The 20,796-nt window shown below is 22.7% G+C and carries 27 protein-coding genes; 22 read left to right on the top strand and 5 right to left on the bottom strand.

All coding sequences use genetic code 4. From position 1 onward, the window contains the following. Positions 1-4 precede the first annotated feature (4 nt). Both tkt and AC6I4F_RS02565 read right to left on the bottom strand, forming a co-directional pair. Positions 5-2,011 (bottom strand): transketolase, encoded by a 2,007-nt coding sequence (tkt, locus tag AC6I4F_RS02570; protein WP_497874241.1) that lies wholly within the window; start codon positions 2,009-2,011, stop codon positions 5-7. A gap of 865 nt (positions 2,012-2,876) precedes the next feature. Then, positions 2,877-3,278 (bottom strand): hypothetical protein, encoded by a 402-nt coding sequence (locus tag AC6I4F_RS02565; protein WP_497874240.1) that lies wholly within the window; start codon positions 3,276-3,278, stop codon positions 2,877-2,879. A gap of 405 nt (positions 3,279-3,683) precedes the next feature. Here AC6I4F_RS02565 and AC6I4F_RS02560 point away from each other — a divergent pair, with 405 nt between their 5' ends. Further along, on the top strand, positions 3,684-3,998 hold the full coding sequence (locus AC6I4F_RS02560; RefSeq protein ID WP_497874239.1) for a hypothetical protein: 315 nt from the start codon (positions 3,684-3,686) through the stop codon (positions 3,996-3,998). Positions 3,999-4,268: 270 nt separating this feature from the next. Beyond that, complete coding sequence (locus tag AC6I4F_RS02555) at positions 4,269-4,946, top strand: hypothetical protein (protein WP_497874238.1); 678 nt, start codon at positions 4,269-4,271, stop codon at positions 4,944-4,946. Positions 4,947-5,139: 193 nt separating this feature from the next. On the opposite strand, the gene AC6I4F_RS02550 is transcribed toward AC6I4F_RS02555, so the two are convergent. Continuing rightward, on the bottom strand, positions 5,140-5,337 hold the full coding sequence (locus AC6I4F_RS02550; protein WP_497874237.1) for a hypothetical protein: 198 nt from the start codon (positions 5,335-5,337) through the stop codon (positions 5,140-5,142). A gap of 624 nt (positions 5,338-5,961) precedes the next feature. Continuing rightward, positions 5,962-7,104, bottom strand: coding sequence for an Mbov_0401 family ICE element transposase-like protein (locus tag AC6I4F_RS02545; RefSeq protein WP_497874236.1), 1,143 nt, complete (start codon positions 7,102-7,104; stop codon positions 5,962-5,964). 121 nt (positions 7,105-7,225) lie between these two features. On the opposite strand from AC6I4F_RS02545, the gene AC6I4F_RS02540 reads away from it, so the two are divergent. The 8 genes from AC6I4F_RS02540 to AC6I4F_RS02505 all read left to right on the top strand — a co-directional run bounded on the left by AC6I4F_RS02540 (position 7,226) and on the right by AC6I4F_RS02505 (position 12,048). Further along, positions 7,226-7,609 carry a hypothetical protein gene (locus tag AC6I4F_RS02540; protein ID WP_497874235.1) on the top strand — a complete coding sequence of 128 codons (384 nt, stop codon included), beginning with the start codon at positions 7,226-7,228 and terminating at the stop codon, positions 7,607-7,609. A 392-nt stretch (positions 7,610-8,001) separates the two neighbouring features. After that, entirely contained in the window at positions 8,002-8,295 is a 294-nt protein-coding gene (locus tag AC6I4F_RS02535; RefSeq protein ID WP_497874234.1) for a hypothetical protein, read from the top strand. A 12-nt stretch (positions 8,296-8,307) separates the two neighbouring features. Continuing rightward, positions 8,308-9,615, top strand: coding sequence for a hypothetical protein (locus tag AC6I4F_RS02530; protein WP_497874233.1), 1,308 nt, complete (start codon positions 8,308-8,310; stop codon positions 9,613-9,615). 2 nt (positions 9,616-9,617) lie between these two features. Next, on the top strand, positions 9,618-9,908 hold the full coding sequence (locus tag AC6I4F_RS02525) for a hypothetical protein (RefSeq protein ID WP_497874232.1): 291 nt from the start codon (positions 9,618-9,620) through the stop codon (positions 9,906-9,908). After that, entirely contained in the window at positions 9,874-10,617 is a 744-nt protein-coding gene (locus AC6I4F_RS02520) for a hypothetical protein (RefSeq protein ID WP_497874231.1), read from the top strand. Before AC6I4F_RS02525 ends, AC6I4F_RS02520 begins: the two co-directional genes overlap by 35 nt. Before the next feature lie 281 nt (positions 10,618-10,898). Then, positions 10,899-11,528, top strand: coding sequence for a hypothetical protein (locus AC6I4F_RS02515; protein WP_497874230.1), 630 nt, complete (start codon positions 10,899-10,901; stop codon positions 11,526-11,528). Beyond that, the gene (locus AC6I4F_RS02510) at positions 11,529-11,768 is read left to right on the top strand and encodes a hypothetical protein (protein WP_497874229.1); all 240 of its coding nucleotides are present in this window, start codon (positions 11,529-11,531) and stop codon (positions 11,766-11,768) included. An 85-nt stretch (positions 11,769-11,853) separates the two neighbouring features. Beyond that, on the top strand, positions 11,854-12,048 hold the full coding sequence (locus AC6I4F_RS02505; protein ID WP_497874228.1) for a hypothetical protein: 195 nt from the start codon (positions 11,854-11,856) through the stop codon (positions 12,046-12,048). 1,121 nt (positions 12,049-13,169) lie between these two features. On the opposite strand, the gene AC6I4F_RS02500 is transcribed toward AC6I4F_RS02505, so the two are convergent. Next, positions 13,170-13,493, bottom strand: coding sequence for a hypothetical protein (locus tag AC6I4F_RS02500; RefSeq protein ID WP_497874227.1), 324 nt, complete (start codon positions 13,491-13,493; stop codon positions 13,170-13,172). Positions 13,494-13,623: 130 nt separating this feature from the next. Here AC6I4F_RS02500 and AC6I4F_RS02495 point away from each other — a divergent pair, with 130 nt between their 5' ends. From AC6I4F_RS02495 to AC6I4F_RS02440, 12 genes are all read left to right on the top strand, one after another. Then, positions 13,624-13,749, top strand: a complete 126-nt coding sequence (locus AC6I4F_RS02495) for a hypothetical protein (RefSeq protein ID WP_497873677.1) — start codon at positions 13,624-13,626, stop codon at positions 13,747-13,749. 4 nt (positions 13,750-13,753) lie between these two features. Further along, entirely contained in the window at positions 13,754-14,083 is a 330-nt protein-coding gene (locus tag AC6I4F_RS02490) for a hypothetical protein (protein ID WP_497874226.1), read from the top strand. A gap of 12 nt (positions 14,084-14,095) precedes the next feature. Further along, complete coding sequence (locus AC6I4F_RS02485; RefSeq protein ID WP_497874225.1) at positions 14,096-15,016, top strand: hypothetical protein; 921 nt, start codon at positions 14,096-14,098, stop codon at positions 15,014-15,016. Positions 15,017-15,049: 33 nt separating this feature from the next. Further along, positions 15,050-15,235: a hypothetical protein gene (locus AC6I4F_RS02480; RefSeq protein WP_497874224.1), complete on the top strand. Its 186-nt coding sequence runs from the start codon at positions 15,050-15,052 to the stop codon at positions 15,233-15,235. Positions 15,236-15,473: 238 nt separating this feature from the next. Then, complete coding sequence (locus tag AC6I4F_RS02475; RefSeq protein WP_497874223.1) at positions 15,474-16,586, top strand: hypothetical protein; 1,113 nt, start codon at positions 15,474-15,476, stop codon at positions 16,584-16,586. Then, entirely contained in the window at positions 16,567-16,965 is a 399-nt protein-coding gene (locus AC6I4F_RS02470; RefSeq protein ID WP_497874222.1) for a hypothetical protein, read from the top strand. Before AC6I4F_RS02475 ends, AC6I4F_RS02470 begins: the two co-directional genes overlap by 20 nt. Before the next feature lie 420 nt (positions 16,966-17,385). Then, complete coding sequence (locus AC6I4F_RS02465) at positions 17,386-17,904, top strand: hypothetical protein (protein WP_497874221.1); 519 nt, start codon at positions 17,386-17,388, stop codon at positions 17,902-17,904. Continuing rightward, positions 17,891-18,736: a hypothetical protein gene (locus tag AC6I4F_RS02460; RefSeq protein ID WP_497874220.1), complete on the top strand. Its 846-nt coding sequence runs from the start codon at positions 17,891-17,893 to the stop codon at positions 18,734-18,736. The genes AC6I4F_RS02465 and AC6I4F_RS02460 overlap by 14 nt, the downstream gene beginning before the upstream one ends. Continuing rightward, complete coding sequence (locus AC6I4F_RS02455) at positions 18,676-19,497, top strand: IS1595 family transposase (RefSeq protein ID WP_497874219.1); 822 nt, start codon at positions 18,676-18,678, stop codon at positions 19,495-19,497. The genes AC6I4F_RS02460 and AC6I4F_RS02455 overlap by 61 nt, the downstream gene beginning before the upstream one ends. Before the next feature lie 528 nt (positions 19,498-20,025). Further along, positions 20,026-20,271: a hypothetical protein gene (locus tag AC6I4F_RS02450; protein ID WP_497874218.1), complete on the top strand. Its 246-nt coding sequence runs from the start codon at positions 20,026-20,028 to the stop codon at positions 20,269-20,271. A gap of 45 nt (positions 20,272-20,316) precedes the next feature. Beyond that, positions 20,317-20,493: a lipoprotein gene (locus tag AC6I4F_RS02445; protein ID WP_497874217.1), complete on the top strand. Its 177-nt coding sequence runs from the start codon at positions 20,317-20,319 to the stop codon at positions 20,491-20,493. Next, entirely contained in the window at positions 20,465-20,731 is a 267-nt protein-coding gene (locus AC6I4F_RS02440) for a hypothetical protein (RefSeq protein ID WP_497874216.1), read from the top strand. The genes AC6I4F_RS02445 and AC6I4F_RS02440 overlap by 29 nt, the downstream gene beginning before the upstream one ends. Positions 20,732-20,796 lie beyond the last annotated feature (65 nt).

Here is a 20,796-nt window from a genome sequence, read left to right as displayed (position 1 = left end):
CTCCTTACTTACTGTTTAAAAACTTATTAATTTTATCACACACTTGATTTGATGTAAAGCCATATTTTTCTAGTACTACCTTATCAGGTGCAGAAATACCAAAAGTACTTAAGCCAATAACAAAGCCATTACCTGCAACATATTTATATCAACTATCTTTAGAACCCATTTCAATAGCAACTTTTATAATATCATTAGGTAAAATTTTATTTTGATATGTTTTATCTTGTTTATCAAAAATAAAAGTAGAAGGCATTGAAACTACACGAACATTAAGTTTTTGATCACTTCATAGTTGTTCTTGACTAGCAATAGCCAACGAAACTTCACTACCGGTAGCAATAATAATTAAATCTAAAGCTTTACTACTCTTCTCTTTACTAATAATATAAGCACCTTTTTGAACTGCCTCAATATTACTATTTGCAAGTTGTGGTAAATTTTGTCTAGTAATAATAATAGCACTAGGGTTAGTTTTGCTAGATAATGCCATTAAATATGCACCAATTGTTTCTTTTGTATCAGCGGGGCGAATTACATTAAAATTAGGAATAGTTCTTAACATTGTTAGTTGTTCAACTGGTTCATGGGTAGGACCGTCTTCGCCAACTGCAATACTATCATGACTAAAAATAAACAAAGATGGAATTGACATTAAAGCTGCTAATCGTAATGCAGGCTTTATATAATCACTAAACACAAGAAAAGTAGAACCAAAAGGAATTGTGCCTTGATGTAACGTCATACCGTTAACAATAGCGCCCATTCCAAATTCTCTTACTCCATAATGAATATGTCTTCCTGAATGTTCAAGAGGTAAAAAGTCTTTATCTGTTACTAATGCTTTAGTTGAGCCAGCTAAATCAGCACTACCACCAATTAATGTTGGACAATGAGCTGATAAAAGTTTTAAAATATTACCAGAGTCTACTCTTGTTGCTTGTGGATTTACTCCAATAATTGAAGTTCAATCAATTTTATTTAATTGATAATCTTCATTAAAAATTTCATTTTTCAATGCTGATTTAATTTCATTATACAATTTTGGATATAATTTTGCATATTTTTTAACTTTTTGATTTCAAACTAATTCTATTTTAGAACCATGATTAAGTGCTGTTTGTGTGAAATAAGTACTTACTTCTTTTGGAACAGTAAATTCAGGATATTCTCAGTTTAAATTTTTAGCAACTGTTTTAATATCTTCCATTAAAGGAGAGCCATGAACACTGGGTGTTCCTTGTTTACTAGCCCCATAACCAATTATAGTTTTAATTTCAATTAAAGTTGGTTTATCACTAAGTTTTGCTTTTTTAATAGCTTCAGAAATAAGTTTATCATCTTCACCATCTTCAACTTTTAAATAATTTCACTCTAATGCTTGAAGACGCATTTTTAAATTTTCTGAATATACTAATTTAACAGATGAATCTAATTGAACATCATTTGAATCATATAAAATAATTAGTTTATTTAATTTAAAATGTCCAGCAAAACTAAGTGCTTCTTGCGCAATACCTTCTTGTAAATCACCATCACCACAAATTGCATATGTATAATGATCAATAATATTAAGATCTTTTTGATTATATTTAGCACCAAGAAAACTCTCAGTAAGTGTCATTCCAACAGCATTAGCGATACCCTGACCTAATGGTCCAGTAGCCGTCTCTACTCCATAGTCTAAATGATATTCGGGATGACCAGGTGTATTACTATTTAATTGACGGAATTGTTTTATATCATTGATTGTATATTTATAACCAGCATGATGTAATATTGAATATAATAAAGCACTACCATGACCTGCTGATAAAACAAATCGATCACGATTAAATCATTTTGGATTTTTTGGATTAAAAGATAAATGATTTTTGAATAAAGAAAAAGTCATTGGTGAAGCACCTAAAACAATACCAGGATGGCCACTTTTAGCAGCATTAACTGCTTGTACTCCTAACATACGAATTGAATTAATAGTTAATTTATCTAAATTAATTTTATTTTCCATAATTTCTCCTTAAATTTATAATAGTTATTATTTAATATAATATTAACAATATTCTTAATAAAATAGGTAATTTTTTAAAAATAATTAAAAAAGTATAAATAATAATAACAAAAAATATAATTTTATTTTAACTAATTTGAATCTTTTAACAAATTAAAAAAGAAAAGTTCACCCCAAGATAAAAAAATAATATTTCATCTTAAATAAGATAACTCTTTTCTTAATATTTTACATTTGTGATGTTCTTGGTTTATTTAAATTTGTTAATGGTGCGTTTGTTGAGTCATTGTTTACTTGTTGTTTATTAAAATCTTTTCCAGATGATTTTGAAAATAATGTTGGATTTATTTTTGGCTTTTTACTACATGATTCTGATATTTTTTTTATTTTTTACTAATTTCTAATTTAATTTTCTTATTTTTATTAATTTTTCCAAAAGTTACTAATTTAATAAATAAATTTAAAAATTTATTTATTTTTTGTTGTTCTAAAACTTTAATTTCTTCTATTTCAGATTTTTTTGATTACTTTCATTAAATTTGATTGTCTTTTTGCTGATTTTTCAAGTTCTTCTTGTTCTTCTAAATATAAACCAATTACTTTATTATTTCTTTCTTGTCTTTTTAATGATAAAGCCTCTAATGTAATTGCTCTATCAATATCTTCTCTTTCTTTCTCAGATACTTCTTCTGATTGTAATGTTTTATAAGGTTCATCAACAACTACAAAACCAAATTCATCATCTTCATTGGTTGCTTGTAAATCTAAACTACTTTCATAAAGAGATGGTGAAATGGTTGGTTTGGAAATTATTCCCTTGTCTTGATGATTATTATTTGTATGTTGAATTTGAGGTTGAACAATCTTACTTCCTTTGGGTCTTACTTCTTGTTTTAGTATTTCCTCTTCAGTAACTAATTTTTTTTGTCTCTACTTTAAATTTTTGTGATGAGGGCATTGATGTTTCTTTAAATTCTTTTACTATTATGTCAGATTGTCTTTCTTTTTCTAACGATAATTTTTTTGCCAGTTCCACTTGTTCTTCTTCTTCTGATAATCTCATGACTTCATAAATAAGACCTGGATCAATTGCAAGTTGTTCCATTTGTTCAAGTGTGAATGTTCTCATTTGTTCCGTTGTAAATACTGGTATTTGTTTTTTATCAATCGCTTCTCTTTGCTCTTTTGTCAATGAACGGATTTGTTGTTTTGTGAATGCAAATGTTGGCGATAATTTTAATTTTCTAATATAAGTTTCAGCTGCCATTATTTTTTCTTCCTTTCTAAAAATAAAAAACCCATTTATTTTAAAATTAAAATAAGAGGATTAAAAAATTTTATATTCTTTTGTAGAATATTATCATAATAATAATATTTTTCCAATAAATTCGTATTATTTTTTTCATTGGGTTATAAATAAATATTATAACTTAAAAAAGGACTTATTTAATATGCAAATTATTAATATTGAAACATATTGTAAAGTACGTTTAATACACATTATTTATTTAAGTTTTTTAGTTTTTGCTAATTTCAAATAAAATGTTTATAATTAAATCAACATTTTTTAATGACTAAAGTGTTATAAAATATATATTTATTAATTTTTTAAATAATTATTTAAAAAATAGAGGTATAAAATTATGAATAAATATTTAATTTTTTTAAGTGTGTGATACCACCTTTAACTTTTTTAGGAAACAATATTAATAATATAAATATTGAAAATACTGTACTAATAAATCAATTAGAAGAAAATAATGCTTCATTCAATAACCAATTTAACTATTTAAGCAATAGTGAGTGAATTACTAATCAATCAATAACAGATCATAAATTTTATAGTTATGATACATTATCTTTAGCAAAATACACTTTTCTTAAAGCAAGGAATACTTTTTTAGTAGATAACTATGGTAACCTAGTTTATAACCATAATATAAATATTCCAGATAAAGATAAAGTAAATATTGAAAATACAAAATAAGAAATGAACAGCCACAAAAAAGTAACTATTATTAAAGATAATTATAATCCATATAGTAAAATTTAATATTCTGATTCATACTTTACTGGTTATAATAATTGAAAATATATTCAACAAGGTGATATTGAAAAACATATTGATATTTCACAACAAGCAGGTGCTGATAAAGTTGAAAATAGCAATAATCTAAATGAAACACTAGGTTTATATTATATTGCTAAAGCAACACATGATAATAAAATTAGTAAGACAATAGCTAATAACTTAGCAATGTATTTTATTAATCAAACTAGTTTAAAAGGGCAAATTAACAATCAATTAACTAGTAACATTGTTAATTTAATTATTGATAATCAAAATGTTTATAATTTTTTGAATAAATCACCACTAACATTAACTACTAAAAACTATTCATTAAATTGAATTTTTGATAAAAGTAATAATCTAGTTGCTATTTATTATAATAATTGAAAAAACACTAATAATATTATTAATGATAAAATAAAATATTCTTTTTCAGATTGACATAATGGAACATCAATCGCTACTTATAATTCTAATGTTTATAATATTCTTAAGTGAAGCAATTATGCGAGAGACTGAAATACCTTCAGTAATATGTATCCAAATTTTTCTTTTATTAATTCATATTTCAAAGTATTAACTTCAACAGGAATTGAAAGTAGTCCAACACTATCAACTAATACTGCAAAAATGGAACAATATAAAAACCCCTGTAATGCTAATATTCTTTTTATTGCTTATATTAATACTAAAGATGGTGGAGTATGAGGAACAGAAATTGCTCTTAACTTAGATCTTTGACATGATAATGATAATATTTACTTTCAATGGTATTGTTTTTTAAATTCTTCATTTGGTCGTATGACATATGTTAACATTGCATTAAACAACATTAATTTTCATAACATAATGAACAATTATTAATTGTATTTACAATTTTTAATTAATAAACAAAATTAATAATAAGGACAAAGTTTATTTTGTCCTTATTATGACTATAAAAATATATTTTTTATTATTATAATAATTTAAGTAAATCTATTCGAAAAAATTTATCTAATTTTTCTCATCCAAAATCACGATTTTGTTCAGGAGTCATTATTTAACGACCAAAAGCTTATGGAAATAAGTCAATATATGATGTTCTTCCATATCAACTTCTAACAATACCATAACTTAAAATTTTTTGATAAGATTTATTATTAATCTTAGTTCCATTTGATAATGATGAAATCATATATTTTCTTGCATCAAAATTATTATTTTGTTTATTACGAATTAAAGAATCCAAAATATGACCATATTCATGTACCATAACTTCCATTCCATACTTTATATCTCTAAAAATCTGTATCAAGTATTATTTTAGTATTACACATATTATCATTACAAGAACCAAAATATGATTCTCCTGACATATTTATTTTTAGACTGTTCTCACAATTTTTGATCTAATTCAATTTTTTCTAACATTTTAAAAACATTATTTTTTCCATATAATTGAACTAAAATATTATAAAAACGACATATTGCTGTTTTTAATTCATCGATGTTTGCATTTATATGATAATTACTAATTGTTTTAATAAATGATTCAAAATCAATTTTGCCATCAAATAAAAGATGATGATCATTAAATTGTTTTTTTTAAATCTTCAAAATATTCAAAATTATCATTATTATTTTCCAACTTTTTAAAAGAATTATTTGATTCTTCATTTGCTTTAAATTTAACTTGTTCATTTAAAATTAAGGGTGAGTAAAGTTAATAGTTATAATTTAATTTTCTTTAAATAAAAGACAACATTAAATTATTAATTATTGGTTATATTATATACCTTTTTACATTTATAATCAAGTGTTTTAAGTTATTATTTTACAATTATCTAAACTAAAAATTCCTAACTATTTAGGTTTAAATTTATTAAGTTTTAAAATATTAAAGTAAAAGATTTAATTTATTAATTCTTGCTGAATTAATTATAAGCATATTATCAAGTACTTTATCATTATAAATTTTAGCACCATATCCTTTTAAAGATTTAACTAAATGTGATACATCGCTTTCAGCACAAACTCCTTGATTTCAATTTTCTTTTTGATTTATAACTCCTTCTTTATTGTTTTTAACATATTTATATATTTGCTCATCAACTTTATTTTCTTTTAAAAAATCTAATAATTGATAATATTCACCATTAACAAATAATTCATATGCATTTGTTAATTTTTTATTATTTACTTTTCTATTAATAATAAATCCTTTTTTAAGTGCTTTAAATGAATGATGTCTATCAATTACATAAGGAATATTTTCGTTTTTAGAAGTAGTTTTAATTCAAGGCGCACCATCACCAATAAATACTAAACTACTTTTAGAATAAATATATTGTAAATCAAGAAATTCATAAATTTTATTAATTAATTCTTGTCTTTTAATTCTTTGATCATTTTTAGTTTTCATATAAGTAATTTTTTTATCTTTTAAAACATTTCTACTTTTAGTAGATTTTTCTAAATCTTTACCTTTATTTGCACTAATTGTACGAATACGATTTTTTTGTTTTTTATTATCAAATAAAGAACTTATAAAACAATCATACATATTTACAAATAATTTTTCATTTGGTAAAACTACTTTTTTTTCTTTTATTTCTTCAATACCTATTACTGCATTTTTCATTAAATTAGTCATATATGTTTTAGAAAAATTAGTATTTTTTATAGTATCTTGTACATCAGATTGTCTTTTACCATTGCCTGAATTTTTTATTATTGTATGCTCTAAACTTGTAAGTGTTCTTTTTCTTTTTTTAATTTTTATATAATCATCTAAAGAATAATAATATTCATTATTTTCTAATATTAAATAACATCTACGATAAAAATTATTTATTTTACCATATTGAGTATTTGGACTTCTTGGAGCAGTTTTAACATATTTATGCTTAGTTTTATCATATATATTTTGATGTCAAAAATCATCATATGCTTTTAATAGATTTGTAAAATAATTTAAACCATTATTTTTAATTTGATTATCAAGTTCATCATAATTAAGTTCATTGTTAAGAAAAATCATAATATTATTTCCTTTCTTAATTTATGATTTTGATTATAGTAATTTTAGAAATAAAGTTTGGAAATATGATAATTGTAAAATGATATAATTAAATATATATGTTTTAAAATAAGGTGATAATATGCCAGCAAAAAGAAAAGAATTAGGAAATTATAAAGAAAAGATAAATGAATATTTTAGAGATAATAAAAATGTTCCAACAAGAATGACAAAAACTGGTTTAAATTTAGCATTAGGAATTGATAGAAAATATATATTTGATTGCCGACGCTACCAGACAAAATGACAACAAAATTTCTTGAAAGATTATGATAAAGCATGTCAAAAAATTGCTAATTATTTATTACGAAATGCTATGAAAAACCCAAAATATCAATGAGAATATTTAAGAAAATGTCATCCAGAAGAATTTGATGATTTACAAAATAATTTAGAAGAAAATAACTCAAAAAGTAATATAATTATTAATCTTTGTGAACCAAGAAAAATAGAAAATAATGATTAAAAACCTATAATAAATATAGGTTTTTTTCTTTTATTTTAAACGATAAAAATGATATAATATAATAAAGCGATTATGTTATTTTTAACATAAGTTACAAGGGATTATCAAAAAAGCGATTATTAAACAAGGGAGTATTTTTATGTCTAATTTTGAAGTTAAAGAAAAAAAAAGAAACTTATACTTTTTAAGAATTACAAGAAACTTTAAAACAACAAAAAAATGTTGTATATGCTCAAGCAAAAGATGAATTTCTTAAAAAAGAATTAGAACCTAAATTAAGTGAATATGAAACAAAAATAAAAGAATATGAAAATAAAATTAATAGTTTTGAAGAGCAAAAATTATTTTCTAATATTAAAGATACTAAAAAAGTAAATTTAATTAAAAATTTAATGAGTATTGATAATTATAAATCTTTATCTAAACAAGAAGCATTTAATAAAATAAATGAAGATTATAAAGATTTTTTAATTGATAAAATAGAACCTATTAAACAAGAAAATAAACTTAATTCAAATGATTTTAATCCTAAAACTATTTTAGATTTACATACAAATAGTATTAATCCAGAAGAATTAGAAAGGAAATTAAATGAAAAAGCAAAAACTACAGGTATTGCTGATGTTAATGAATTAGAAAAACTTATAAATTTAGCAAGAGGAAATGCATTTCAATCTATTAAATAGAAAGAGGATAAAATGGCAATTCCGCAAATACCTAAAGCATTTATTATTGGTGGTAATTCTCCTACTGAAAATGTTGTTTTAAGTGTAATTGAAGCACAAGTTCGTGGTGAATTAAGTACTTTATTTATGAGAAATACTGTTACTGCTGACCAAATAGCAAATATTAGTGGTGTAGCAATGGCAATTTATAGAGCAACTGTTCGTGTATTATGAGGTTCAACATGAGATGAATTTACTGGTACTAAAAGACAAAAAGGAATAGTTAAAACAACAACATTAATTTTTGATAAAGAATTAACAATTGATTTTAATATTCCAGAATTTGATATTGAAAGATTTATGACTTCACCAGCAAATGTAGCAACACAAATTGTTTCAAATTGAACAAGTTCATTTATGAGAAATTTAAGAGAAAATTTTGAATTAATATTTTTACAAGGTACAAAAGATTATGCAATTGCTAAATCATTAGTATTACCTTTAAATTTAAATAATATGACTAAAGAACAAGCATTAAATGCTTATTATACAATTGGAGAAAGAAATAATAAATTAATTAAAAAAGTAGATGATATTACAGTTGGTATTAATAAAGCAGATTTAACTGGTGCTTGTGGTATTGATAGTAGTTTTAATCTTGCAAAAGCATTTATATTATTAAATTATGGACAAATTGCAGCAAATACTTTAGCAACTGGTAAAAGATATACAAATCAAATTATGGGAATGGAATTTTATGAAAGTTTTTATTTAGAACAAGATTTTATTCATGATACTGTTTCTGGTATGCATTTAGAAAAAGATTATAAATTATTAGATTTATTTGGTGTAGTTTATAACAGATATATGTGAGGTATGCCTATTTCATTTACTAAAGTAAGAAATAAATTAGATAATGCTACAGATAATATTCGTATTATTGGTAAAGCATTATGTTTATTACCAGCAGCAATAAGACCTAATTTAATGTATATTATTCAAGAAAAAATGCCAACAATAGATGAAATTAAAGAAGCAAGAGCAAAAAATTATAAAGTTGATAAAACTAATATTAATGCAACATACCAAAGTACTGATTATGATAATATGAATATTTTAGATTTACAAGATGTAATTTATTATAAAAATTTAGGAAAAATTACTATGGCAGGAACTACTCCTACTAATGATGAATTAGAAAATATAATAATAAATATTGGTAATAATGGTTATGAAAAAGGTAAAAAAACATTTAGTAATATTACATCAACAAGTGCTATTATTTATGGTAATAATAAAGATTATTATGGAACAGTAAAACTAGAATTTACTAAAAAATAATTATGGAATTTATATATAAATATTTTAATGAAAAAGCACATATTACTATTTATTATCCTAAACCAGAAGATTTAACTACAAGTAATGATATAAGAGCAATTTTATTAGATGAATATCCTAAATTAAGAAATGATTATTTTATAGTAAGTAATGTACATGATAATTTTGCTATATGTGTTGGAGATAATATTCATTGTCAAGGAACAGTTAGAATTCAAATTAAAAAAACTAATCAATTATTAAAAAGAGAAATTAAAAATGCCACAACATGCTGAGACTACACCATTGAATAACTATACTTTATTAAAATTAATTAGAGCTGGTATAAGTCCAATTTGTGCAATGATAGGTACAAGTGCTTATTATGGGCAAGTAATTGCAAATCCAGTATTAGGTTCAATTAATAGTTCTAAAAAAATATTATTAGGTTTAAAAACAATTGGTTTAGCAAATTATAGTAAATTTACTAACTCTTCTATTAATTCCAATCCAACAGAAAATCCAATTACTACAAAAACAGTAGACCCTTTTCCACCAGATTTATTATTTAGTAATAATGATAAACAATATTTTATGGATTGAGATACTTATATTAGTTTAAATGCTTATGGTATTTCAAATCTTATTAATGGAATTCTAGAATTAATTCCAAATAAATTTGAAACTATACGTAAAATAGCAAATATGGCAACTGGTGGTTGTTTAATATCTTCTGGAGTTGCTATGGGTATTAATAATGATTTTAATAATGCTTATGCCATTCCAACTATTGTTTCTGGTGCAAGTGAAATTATTCATAATTTATTACCTATGGAAAGAAAATTTGATGTAGAAATGCAAGAAACAAGTTTTACAAATGAAACAGCACAGTTAATCAATTATAATAGATTTTCAATTAATAGTGAAACAAATACTCAATATGGTAGTGATAATATGAGCGAAGTACCATTAAATGATGATAATAGTTCATTAACTTGAGATTATAATCATATGAGTTTATAACGTTTCCTTTAATTATTGAATGAATATATTATGCATTAGCAAGTAATGATATTAAATTAGCAGTAATAAATGCTTTAAAAAATTATTATAAAAATCAATCATTAAAAGCAGTATTTGATAGTGAAAATGTTAATGAAAATGAAATACATCAACCTTATTCATTTTTAAATCCAAATATACTTAAAAAATTAATAACTATATTAAAAACAAGTTAATTAAGTATACTTCAACATGAAATTAATAAATTTAAAAATCCAATAAATAGTTTTAAAAAATCTATTATGCCAGCAGAAATTAGAACAGTTAAAAATTATGTAAATAAATTTAATAATTTATTTAAAGAAAATGAAGAAGAAATACCAGATAATGAATGAGAAGTATTATCAAGTTCATGATTTAAAAAAGGAAGATTTATTGTTGATAATAAAAATTTAAAAATTGGAACTTTAACAACATTATTTCAAAGTGATAATGATAAAAAACAAATATGATATGGTCCTTATACTTATCCAGCATTTCCACAAGAAATATGAATATTAATGACACAAGCAAAAGGTAAAAATGGTACTGGTGCTGGAACTATATTTTGAAAATTTTGAAATAGAAAATGATTACCAAGTAAATTAAGAAAATATGTTAAAAGTGAATTAGCAAAAAAAGGTAAATATTATGGTTCACAAGATACTAGTGTAATTTATCCAAATAATATTAATGTACAAAAAACTATGAATTTTATTAATAGATTAGAAAAGGGATTTTTTAAATTAAAAGAATATAAAACTTTATCTAAAAATGAAATAGGAAGTAATCAATGAAGATATGAAAGAAAACAATTATTAAAAAAATCTTTACATACAAATAAATATATAAAAATTAAAAGAAATTCTAATTTTTATAAAAAATGAAAGTAGGTGGTAATTATTATTGAATTAGATACACCAATTAAACCAATTGGTATATGAAATACTATTAATCCATTAAGTAAAGATAATAAAGAATATAAAAGATTAAATAAAATTTGATTTAATAAAAATAGTACTCATATAGATAAAATAAAAATTTTAATATCAAATATTTTAAAAATAACTATTCATATTATTGGTATGTTAATAACATTATTTTTTTACAATAACAACTTGATTAATACCTAAAATACCAATATCACTGGGAATAGGTAATTATACTAATCAATATAATTTTACTTGACCAGACCATTTAATATTAACTTTATTTCCTATGTTTGGTCATATTGGATTAAATTTAGTAACTAAATTAGGTAATTATGGAAAATTAATTAAATATTTATTAATAACTATACCAATTATTATTACAAGTGCTTATTTAATATATCAATATAAAAAAATTAAAAAACATAAAAAAGAATGTCATTTATGTAAACAACATTCAAATAAAATACAATTGGAGGAATAAAAAATTAATTTTTCAATAGAATTAATATCAGCAGTAATAGGAGGAGCAGTTGCTAGTGGAATATGTATTACTTTAGCATTTCTATTATTTGGCAAATTAATTAAAAAAACAAAACAATCAAATTTAGCAAAAGAATTAAAACGTAATAAATAATTAGAATTTATTACAGCAAATATTAAACAATTAAATACTCATTTACAATTAGAAACTACATCAACTGCAAAATTACTTGATAGTTTTAATGTAGATAAAGAACAAGTAGATAATTTTGTTTTATTACAAAAATCTAAAAAGAAAGAATTAACTGAAAAAGATAAATAAAAAGCAACTAAATTTAAAATTTAAAGGGTTTAAATACACTTTATTTTACATTAAGGAGTAAATTATTATGGCTATTAAAAACCCAATTTTATTTATAACAGTTCAATAATTTAAATCATCTAAATATTTTAATGATTTATTATTTGATAAAGTTACTACTCCAGATAATGAAATTTGATTTGCAATATCTGTAGCAAGTAGTAATATTGATTATTTAAGTGGTTTTACTATTTCAAAAAAATGACCAGAAATAACAACAACTGATTTTACTGATAATATTCAAACAGCAACTACTCATTATGTTAGATTTTTATTAACTAAAGATGTAGATTATTTACGTGGTCAAGGTTCAATTAGTCAAGGTGGATTAACTTATAGTGAAACTAATCCAGATGACCCTTATTTTATACCACCAGAAGTATTTAATTGTTTAAGAAAAATTAAAGAATATCCAAATATTAAAGGTTTTAAATTAAAAGATATAGAACCACAAAAAAATAATTGATTTAATAAATTTATTTCAAATTGTGGTGAAGATAGTCCATTAAATGCATATATACCATATAATAATATAAAATCATTAGATTCTAGAACTAAAATTACTATTAGTCATCCACAAAATTTATTAAGACCAATAGTTAATATTGATACTACTCGTATTAAAACAGATATTGATAATTCATTATGAGAAGTTGATAAAGAAAATCCTAATTTTATTGCTCCAAAAGATGATAAAGGTATTGATGTTAATGGTAGAAGACTTATTGATGTTGGTACACATACATTTTTAACTGATGCAACTAATAAAGTATATGTTGATATTTTATTAGATAAAAAAAAGATAAATTAACAGCAGGTAAAAATATTACTATTGATGATGATATTATTAGTGCTAATGGTGGTAGTGGTGAATCATTATGAATAATAGACCCTAATTCTCCTAATATTATTCAACCTAAAGAAAAAAGAATTATTACTTCAAATAATAATAGAATTGTTGATATAGGAGACCCTACACAACCACAAGATGCTGTAAATAAAAGATATGTTGATAATAAAATACAACCAATTCCAAGTATTCCACAATGAAAAGAAGTTTGAACAAAAGTTAATATAAATCACATTAAATATATTTTTAAAACAAATACTAAATATAAAATTTATTATAATTTTGAAAGTCAAACAAGTATTAAAAAATTTGCTTTTATTTGTAAAGAATTTTTATATTGTGAGTTAAATACTGAGGTTCAAACTTTGGATTGAGATAATATTAATGGTAGAATAATGCTTTCTTTACAAATGCAGAAGGATACAATCGCTATTGTTAGTGACCCTATAAGATATGGTCAACTTTTAAAATTAGAAGAATTACAGGAATAATATTATGAATAAAGAATTTACTTATTTAAATGAAATTAGTTATTTATTATTAAATAAAAGTGATTTTACTCATAGCGAATATAATTTAAGTGGAAGTAGATATTCAAGTAAAAAATATAGTATTGCTGAAGAATTAGCAATATTAATTGCTATTTCAATTAAAAATAATAAATCAATTGCTATATATTGTTTTAGAAAATTAAATAAAGATATTAATGATTTAGTTAAAGAAATATATAATGCTTTAATAACAATTGGATTAAATGATTATAAAAATTTTAGTCTAAAATATCCAAATAAACAAGCAGATTTTCGTTTTAAAGGTAGTAAATAATTTATTAGAGTTATGGGTGTATATAGTAATTCAAATGATAGAATACCTTTAAAAGGACTTTCTCGTAGTGAAATTAAAGGTTTTGATTTAGCAATTGAATGATGTGAAGAAGCAAATGAATTTAGTCAACAAGAATTTCAAGCAATTACATTTGAATTAGGTAATGCTAAAAAAAGAATTAAAATAAAAATTTGTAATCCAGATAATATTTATCAATATTTTATTGAATATATGAATAAAATAGTACCTTTTAATTTAGAAATTATGAAAACTAATAATGAACAAATTAATTCAGTATTTGATAATAATATATTTAAATTATTTCATTATTCAAATTGAAAAGTAAATGCTCATAATTTAACATTAGATATGATTAATGATTTAGAAGAATTAAAAGTATTAGACCCTATTAAAGCACAAAGTTGATATTATGGAGTTCCTAGTATTCTTACTGGTGCTATATTTGCAAGATATTTAGATAAAGTAGGAACTAAATTAGATTTTCAAGTAGAAAGATTAACTGGTGGATTAGATATTGGTATGGCAACAAGTTCAAGTGGTCATCCTACTGCTGGAAGTTTATGATTTATTGGTGAAAATGAAAATAGTAGAATAGCGCATAAAGAAAGTGAATTTTATCATAGTAATGTTACTATGCAATATAAAGATACTGATACTTTAGCAAATGATATTATTAATTATTATTTAAATGAAAGTAAACGTTATATAGCAATGTTATTTGGTTTTATTTGTTATGTTGATTATGGTAATGGTGGATTAGTATTTATTGATGTTTTAAAAAGTTGAGTTAAAAAACGTAATATAACATTATTAAAATTTATAGCAGTAGATAAATCAATTTTATATTTAAATGATAGAATTGATTTTACAACAATTTGTATGCTTAAAAATATTATTAGTTTTAATTGATAAAAATGTCCAGAAACTAAAAGACAATATAGTTTAATGCAATGATTAGATAAAAAGAAATTAGATAGTAATAATAATACTCCTAAAATGTTAGATTTACATGATGATACTTGAGATAGTGATATGTATGCTTTAATGCATGAAATGAAATGATTAATTAATGGTATTAATAATAAATTATTAATTAATAAAAATAAATTTAATGGTGATGAATTATGATAAATACAATGGAATATTTAAGTTGTGATAAAAGTAATTGATATATTGATATACCTATGATTATTGCTCAAAAATCAACTAAATTATGATTAAGTAAAGGTTTTTTTATTTAATTCAAGTAAAAAAGAAATATTAGATTATTTAAATGAAATGAATTTAAAAAATAAATGATTAGAAAAATTTTATAAATTTGGTTTACAAAATAGTTTAATGGGTAAAGTATTTATTATGATTATAGTTAATGAAGATAATAGTAAATAACTTAAAATATTACCTAATAGTTTTTTTTGGTAGAGTTGCTAAATATAATGAACAAGAACAATCATCAGAATTTTATTTTATTAATGAACAAGCAGATAGTGCAACTTTAACATGAGTAACAATACAAAACGGAAAAGTTAAATATGAAACATATACAGATAATAACAAAGATATTATTTTAGGTTCTACAAGAACAAAATTAAAACCAAATATTATTCCATTAAAAATTTATGAAATTAAAAATCCATTTAATTATATACCTATTTTTGAAATAACAAATTTACCAATAATAAATTTATATGGTAATGCAACTACTTTAAATGCTTATCCAGATTGTACACCAGTATGAGATTTAATTTGAGATTTAAATCTTGTAATTAGACAAAAAAGATTAGAAAGAGAATTAAATGTTACTACTTTATTTGCTACATTAGATAATGAAACAGTTAAAGAAATGCAAGAAAATGGTAATATTGCAGAAAATCCTAAAAAAGATATGTTTGTTAATGTTGGTAGTGCTGGATATGATAAAAATGGTAATGGTGGTATGCAAATTATTCAAGGTGACCCAAAATTTAATGAATATTGATTAGATTATAATGGTACTGCTAAAGCAATATTTAATGGTGCTGGTTATGATTATGATGAACATGGTAATGATGTTTATACTAATAAAACACAAAGTATGTTTAATAATAAATATGATATGGAAACTACAGAAATAAAAATAGCATTTTATAGTGCTTATTTTTATCGTATATTTTATTTATTACTTATTAGTGAAAATTTATGAAATGGTATTGGAGAAAGACCTTATAGTTTTAAATTTATTCCAATTGCTATGACTGACCAAATAGTACAAGACCAAATTATTAATTCAAGATTAAATAATGGCACAATGACAATAATTGAAGCAATTGGTGAATATGATAATATTGACCAATTAATGTCTGAAAATAAATTAGAAGATATTATTAATGAAAATCAAAAATTAAATAAAGATTTAGGAGGTAATAATAATGAACAGACATCAACAAATACAATTAATGAAACACGCTCACATGAGATTAAAGATGCAACAAATAATGATTAAAAAACAATCACATTGAAAAATATTTCCATTTATTATAAATAATGGTGCAATACCTTTAACTGAAACTGGTTATAAACCAATTAATAGTAAAATAAGTGATTTTGGTCAATATGAATTAATATTAACTGGTAATACTCCAGTTGTATGTATTTGAAAAAATAGTACAAAAATATATCAAAAAAATAAAGGTAAAATTGACCCAGTAACTCATAAAGTTACAGGTCAAGATGAATTTTATACAAAACAATATAAAATTGGTGATTATTGAAATGCTTATTTAATTGATGATACAAGTGGTGTTGATTTTAGTGGTTTACCAAATAATCAAATATTTAAAACAGTACAAACTAAAAGACAATATACTTTAGTAATGTTTTAAGAACATATTACAATTGATGATTATTTACAATTTTTTTGTGTATTTAATGATGAAAATGAAAATATTGGTGGTAATAGTGGTAAAAATAAAGATAGACAATTATTATATATTTCAAATGTAACAAATTATTATAGTCCTTATAATGATATAGTAGTAAGATATAGTCATAGACAAAGTTATGGATTAGAATTATTATCAAGTTGTTATTATTATGGAAGACCAATAATTCAAGGTCAAGAACCAATTCAACAAAATAATGAACAAATATTTGAAAGTAAAGTATTTGCTTCAAGAAGATTATTTATTGCTGGTAATAATGAAAAATCTACAACTGATATTAAAAATAATGGTGGTTTACTTGCTGGTATAAATGATAAAATAACAACAAGTAGTCATCCAGAAACAACATTTTATAATATTATGGATGCTAAACCTACTGGATTTACTAATTTTAAAAATTTTACAGAATGATTAAAAACTTCATTAAATTTTCAAGATAATTTATTTGTAACAAAAGATTTTAAAGGTATGCTTTCTTTTGATAAAGATAAAGCAAGATTAAGTAATGGTACATCAGTAGGAGAAACTAAATTATTTTGAGATAGTGAATGAAATATAAATAATTTAACGGGTAATTATAATGTTGATATGAGTAGTAATTTTAAATATAAAGACCCAGATACACATTTAATTATAGGAAGTCCAACTGTTGATTGTAGTAAAATATCACAAAAATATATGTCAGCAATATTAAATTTTAATAGTGTTGTATTTTCTCCATTAATACAAATGCCTTATGATAGTAATCAATGATTACCTTTTGCATTAAGTTATATTCCTTTAATTGGTAAATTATTAAATTCTTTAACATTAGGTATATGAAGTAGTTGAGTTATTACTCAAAATATTCAACAATATAAAAAAAATGTTATATTTTAATGGTTTTATGAGTGCATTTTTTGCAAGTAATTTAGAAAGTATTATTGGTAATGGTGGTTTAATTCCATTAAATGTATTTACAAATAATAATGATTTTACTATTGGTAAATTATTAGGTGCTAATGTTTCAACAACTGCTATGACAATGAAATTAAGTGATAGAATAAGTGTTTATCCATGAAACCCTACTACTGGTAAGAAATTAGAAATTAAAGAACAAATATCAACTGTTGATTTATCACAAAAGAAAAATAATAAAGTTTATATTTTAGCAGAAGATACTGAGTTTTTAGATATTGCTTCACCATTTACAAATGAAGATACTGAATGTCAATGAAATCCTACAAGTAATGGTGTAATTGATGGTTCAAATTATGCTTATATTATTGATACAATTGTAACTCAATCATTACATCAAGGTGAAGAAAGACATACATTTTATAGTGATAATCATTTTACTTATCAAGGTGATTATAATGAAATAGCAGTTGCACAATTTCGTTATAATAATATGGGTTATTTAACTGGTAATGCTTTTAATTGAACAACTTTGTATAAATTAAATCATGATGAATATTCAGAAAGTGAAGAAACTACTTTTAGTTATCCTGCAAAAATATTACCACCAAGTCCTCAAAATATAGCAAAACAAATTGTAATAATTCCAAAAAATCCAAGTATAGAAGTTAATATACCACAAACAGTTATATTTACTCATACACAAGATAAATTAAGGAAATTATCCCCACATGTACTAGTGTATAGGAAAAAATGAATTGAAATGAATTCAATAGCATATTTCAAAATGAAAACGATTGTTTGAAATATATAGCGAAGTTGAAAGTAATGAAATGTATCAGGTGTGCTTCTTCTAGTTTGAATGTTTCTGATTTGATAAGAATGAGATGTTTGAAATATCATCAAACATTTAGTATTCTTCATGACACCATTTTTAACAAGTCACAAACACCTTTGACATCTTGGTTTTATCTCATCTTTAGATGAATAAACACAAAGCATGGTATACTATCAACAGATGTTGCAAGGGAATTGGGTGTGACATATAAAACAGCCTGAAGAATGAATCATGAAATCAGAACTAGAATTTGGAATAAAGATGCAGGGTTCATTGATGATGGCACAGCACAGATGCATGAAATTTATCTTTCACATGTAGGTTTTATTCAACAAGGATCTTCCTTGTTGAATAAAACCTTGATTGTTGGAGTTTATGAGAAAACCAGCAACAAACTAATTGTGAAAGTATTGAAAAAAGCAGATGAGAAAAACCTTTTATGATTTGCATTGAAACACATTTCTACTGGGTGTTGTCTATTTACGGATTATTTGAAGGGATATGGAAGTTTCAAAAACTTCTATCACAAACATGAAATCGTAAATCATGAAGTTGGGTATGTGTCATCAACAGGTGTAAACACAAACCAGATTGAATCTGCATGAAAACACATCCGACGAACTTTCCGAACACACATAAAAGTTTCAAAACACAATATTCATTTATATGCAAAAGAAGCTGCATATAAATTCAATAAGATACCTAGTTTTGAAACTATAATTTTGTGTTTGATTTAGATACATGTGGAGATAATTTCCTAGATAGGCTTTTATCTCCATTTATGTGATAAAATTTAAAAATAATACATAAAGGGATAAAAGCCTAAATTAATATGAGATTATAATTCATGAGTAGAAAATATAGTTCCTAAAATCAAACCATTAGAAATAAATATTAATTTTAAAGATTATTTAGACCCTACATTATTAATTAATACTTTTAATGATTTAAAGAGATATTATAAAAGCATAGATGTATATTTAAGTTATGAATATGAAACAGAAGAATGATTTAATCTTGAATTAAGTAGTTTTTCTACAACAGAAAACTTTAACCCATCTAAATCTCAAACTTTTGTTTTTTCAAGAGAATTAAAAGAATTAGCAATATACAATCAACCATTAAAGTTAAAACATTATGAAGATAATAAAATAACATATCAAGGATATCATCAATGATTATATGCTGGATACTGAGGTAACGGTAAAATAGGATTAGAAATTAATAGAAATGAATATAATTTATATAGTATTGAAAATACTTATATGCAATCTAAAATTAATGATTATATTGTTGCACAAAGAATTGAAAATAAAAAAGATACAATGTTAGGATTTTTTGATTTTTATGATAAAGAATTTAATTTAATTGTCCAATTATTTCCAAATATCATGCAATTAGATCTTGCGCTTTTTAGTGAAAAAGATATTTTAAGACCAATAACACAATATATAAGATATTATAAATACTATAAATTAACTATTTCAAAAATAGTATTTAATCCTAGATAATGTGCTATAATAAAAACCATTAATGATAAGTAGGTGAATAATTTCATGAAAAAATTAATTAGAATTTTAACAACAATAATTTTATCAAGTACATCTAGTGCTAGTATAATTGCTTGTAATAATAATCCAGATGTTTTACCACAAAAATATGATATATTTTTTAGTAAAATTAAAGAAATTAATGTTGAAACATTTGACAAAAAAACCTTTTATTTTCTTTAAAATTGATAAAAAAAATATTATTGGTAAAACTTCTATACCGGATGATATAAATTCTCTTTATGAAAAAGCAAAATATGTTTATTTTGTTGTAAATAATAATAGTAATTTAAAACAAATTTTAAATGTATATAAACTTAATGAAAACTCTACAAAAAAAGAAATAAAAGATAAATTATCTAATACTGTTATTAAAAATGCTAAGGTAATGTTTAGTAATCTGTGTAACTTACAAAAATAACTATGTTTAATTAATTCTAGTAAATAAAATTAAATAACTAGAAAGAGTGAGTTACGTATGTCTAA

Source organism: Spiroplasma ixodetis (assembly GCF_059729505.1).
Note: the sequence above shows the minus strand (reverse complement) of the source record. Positions and strands in the feature narration are given on the sequence as shown.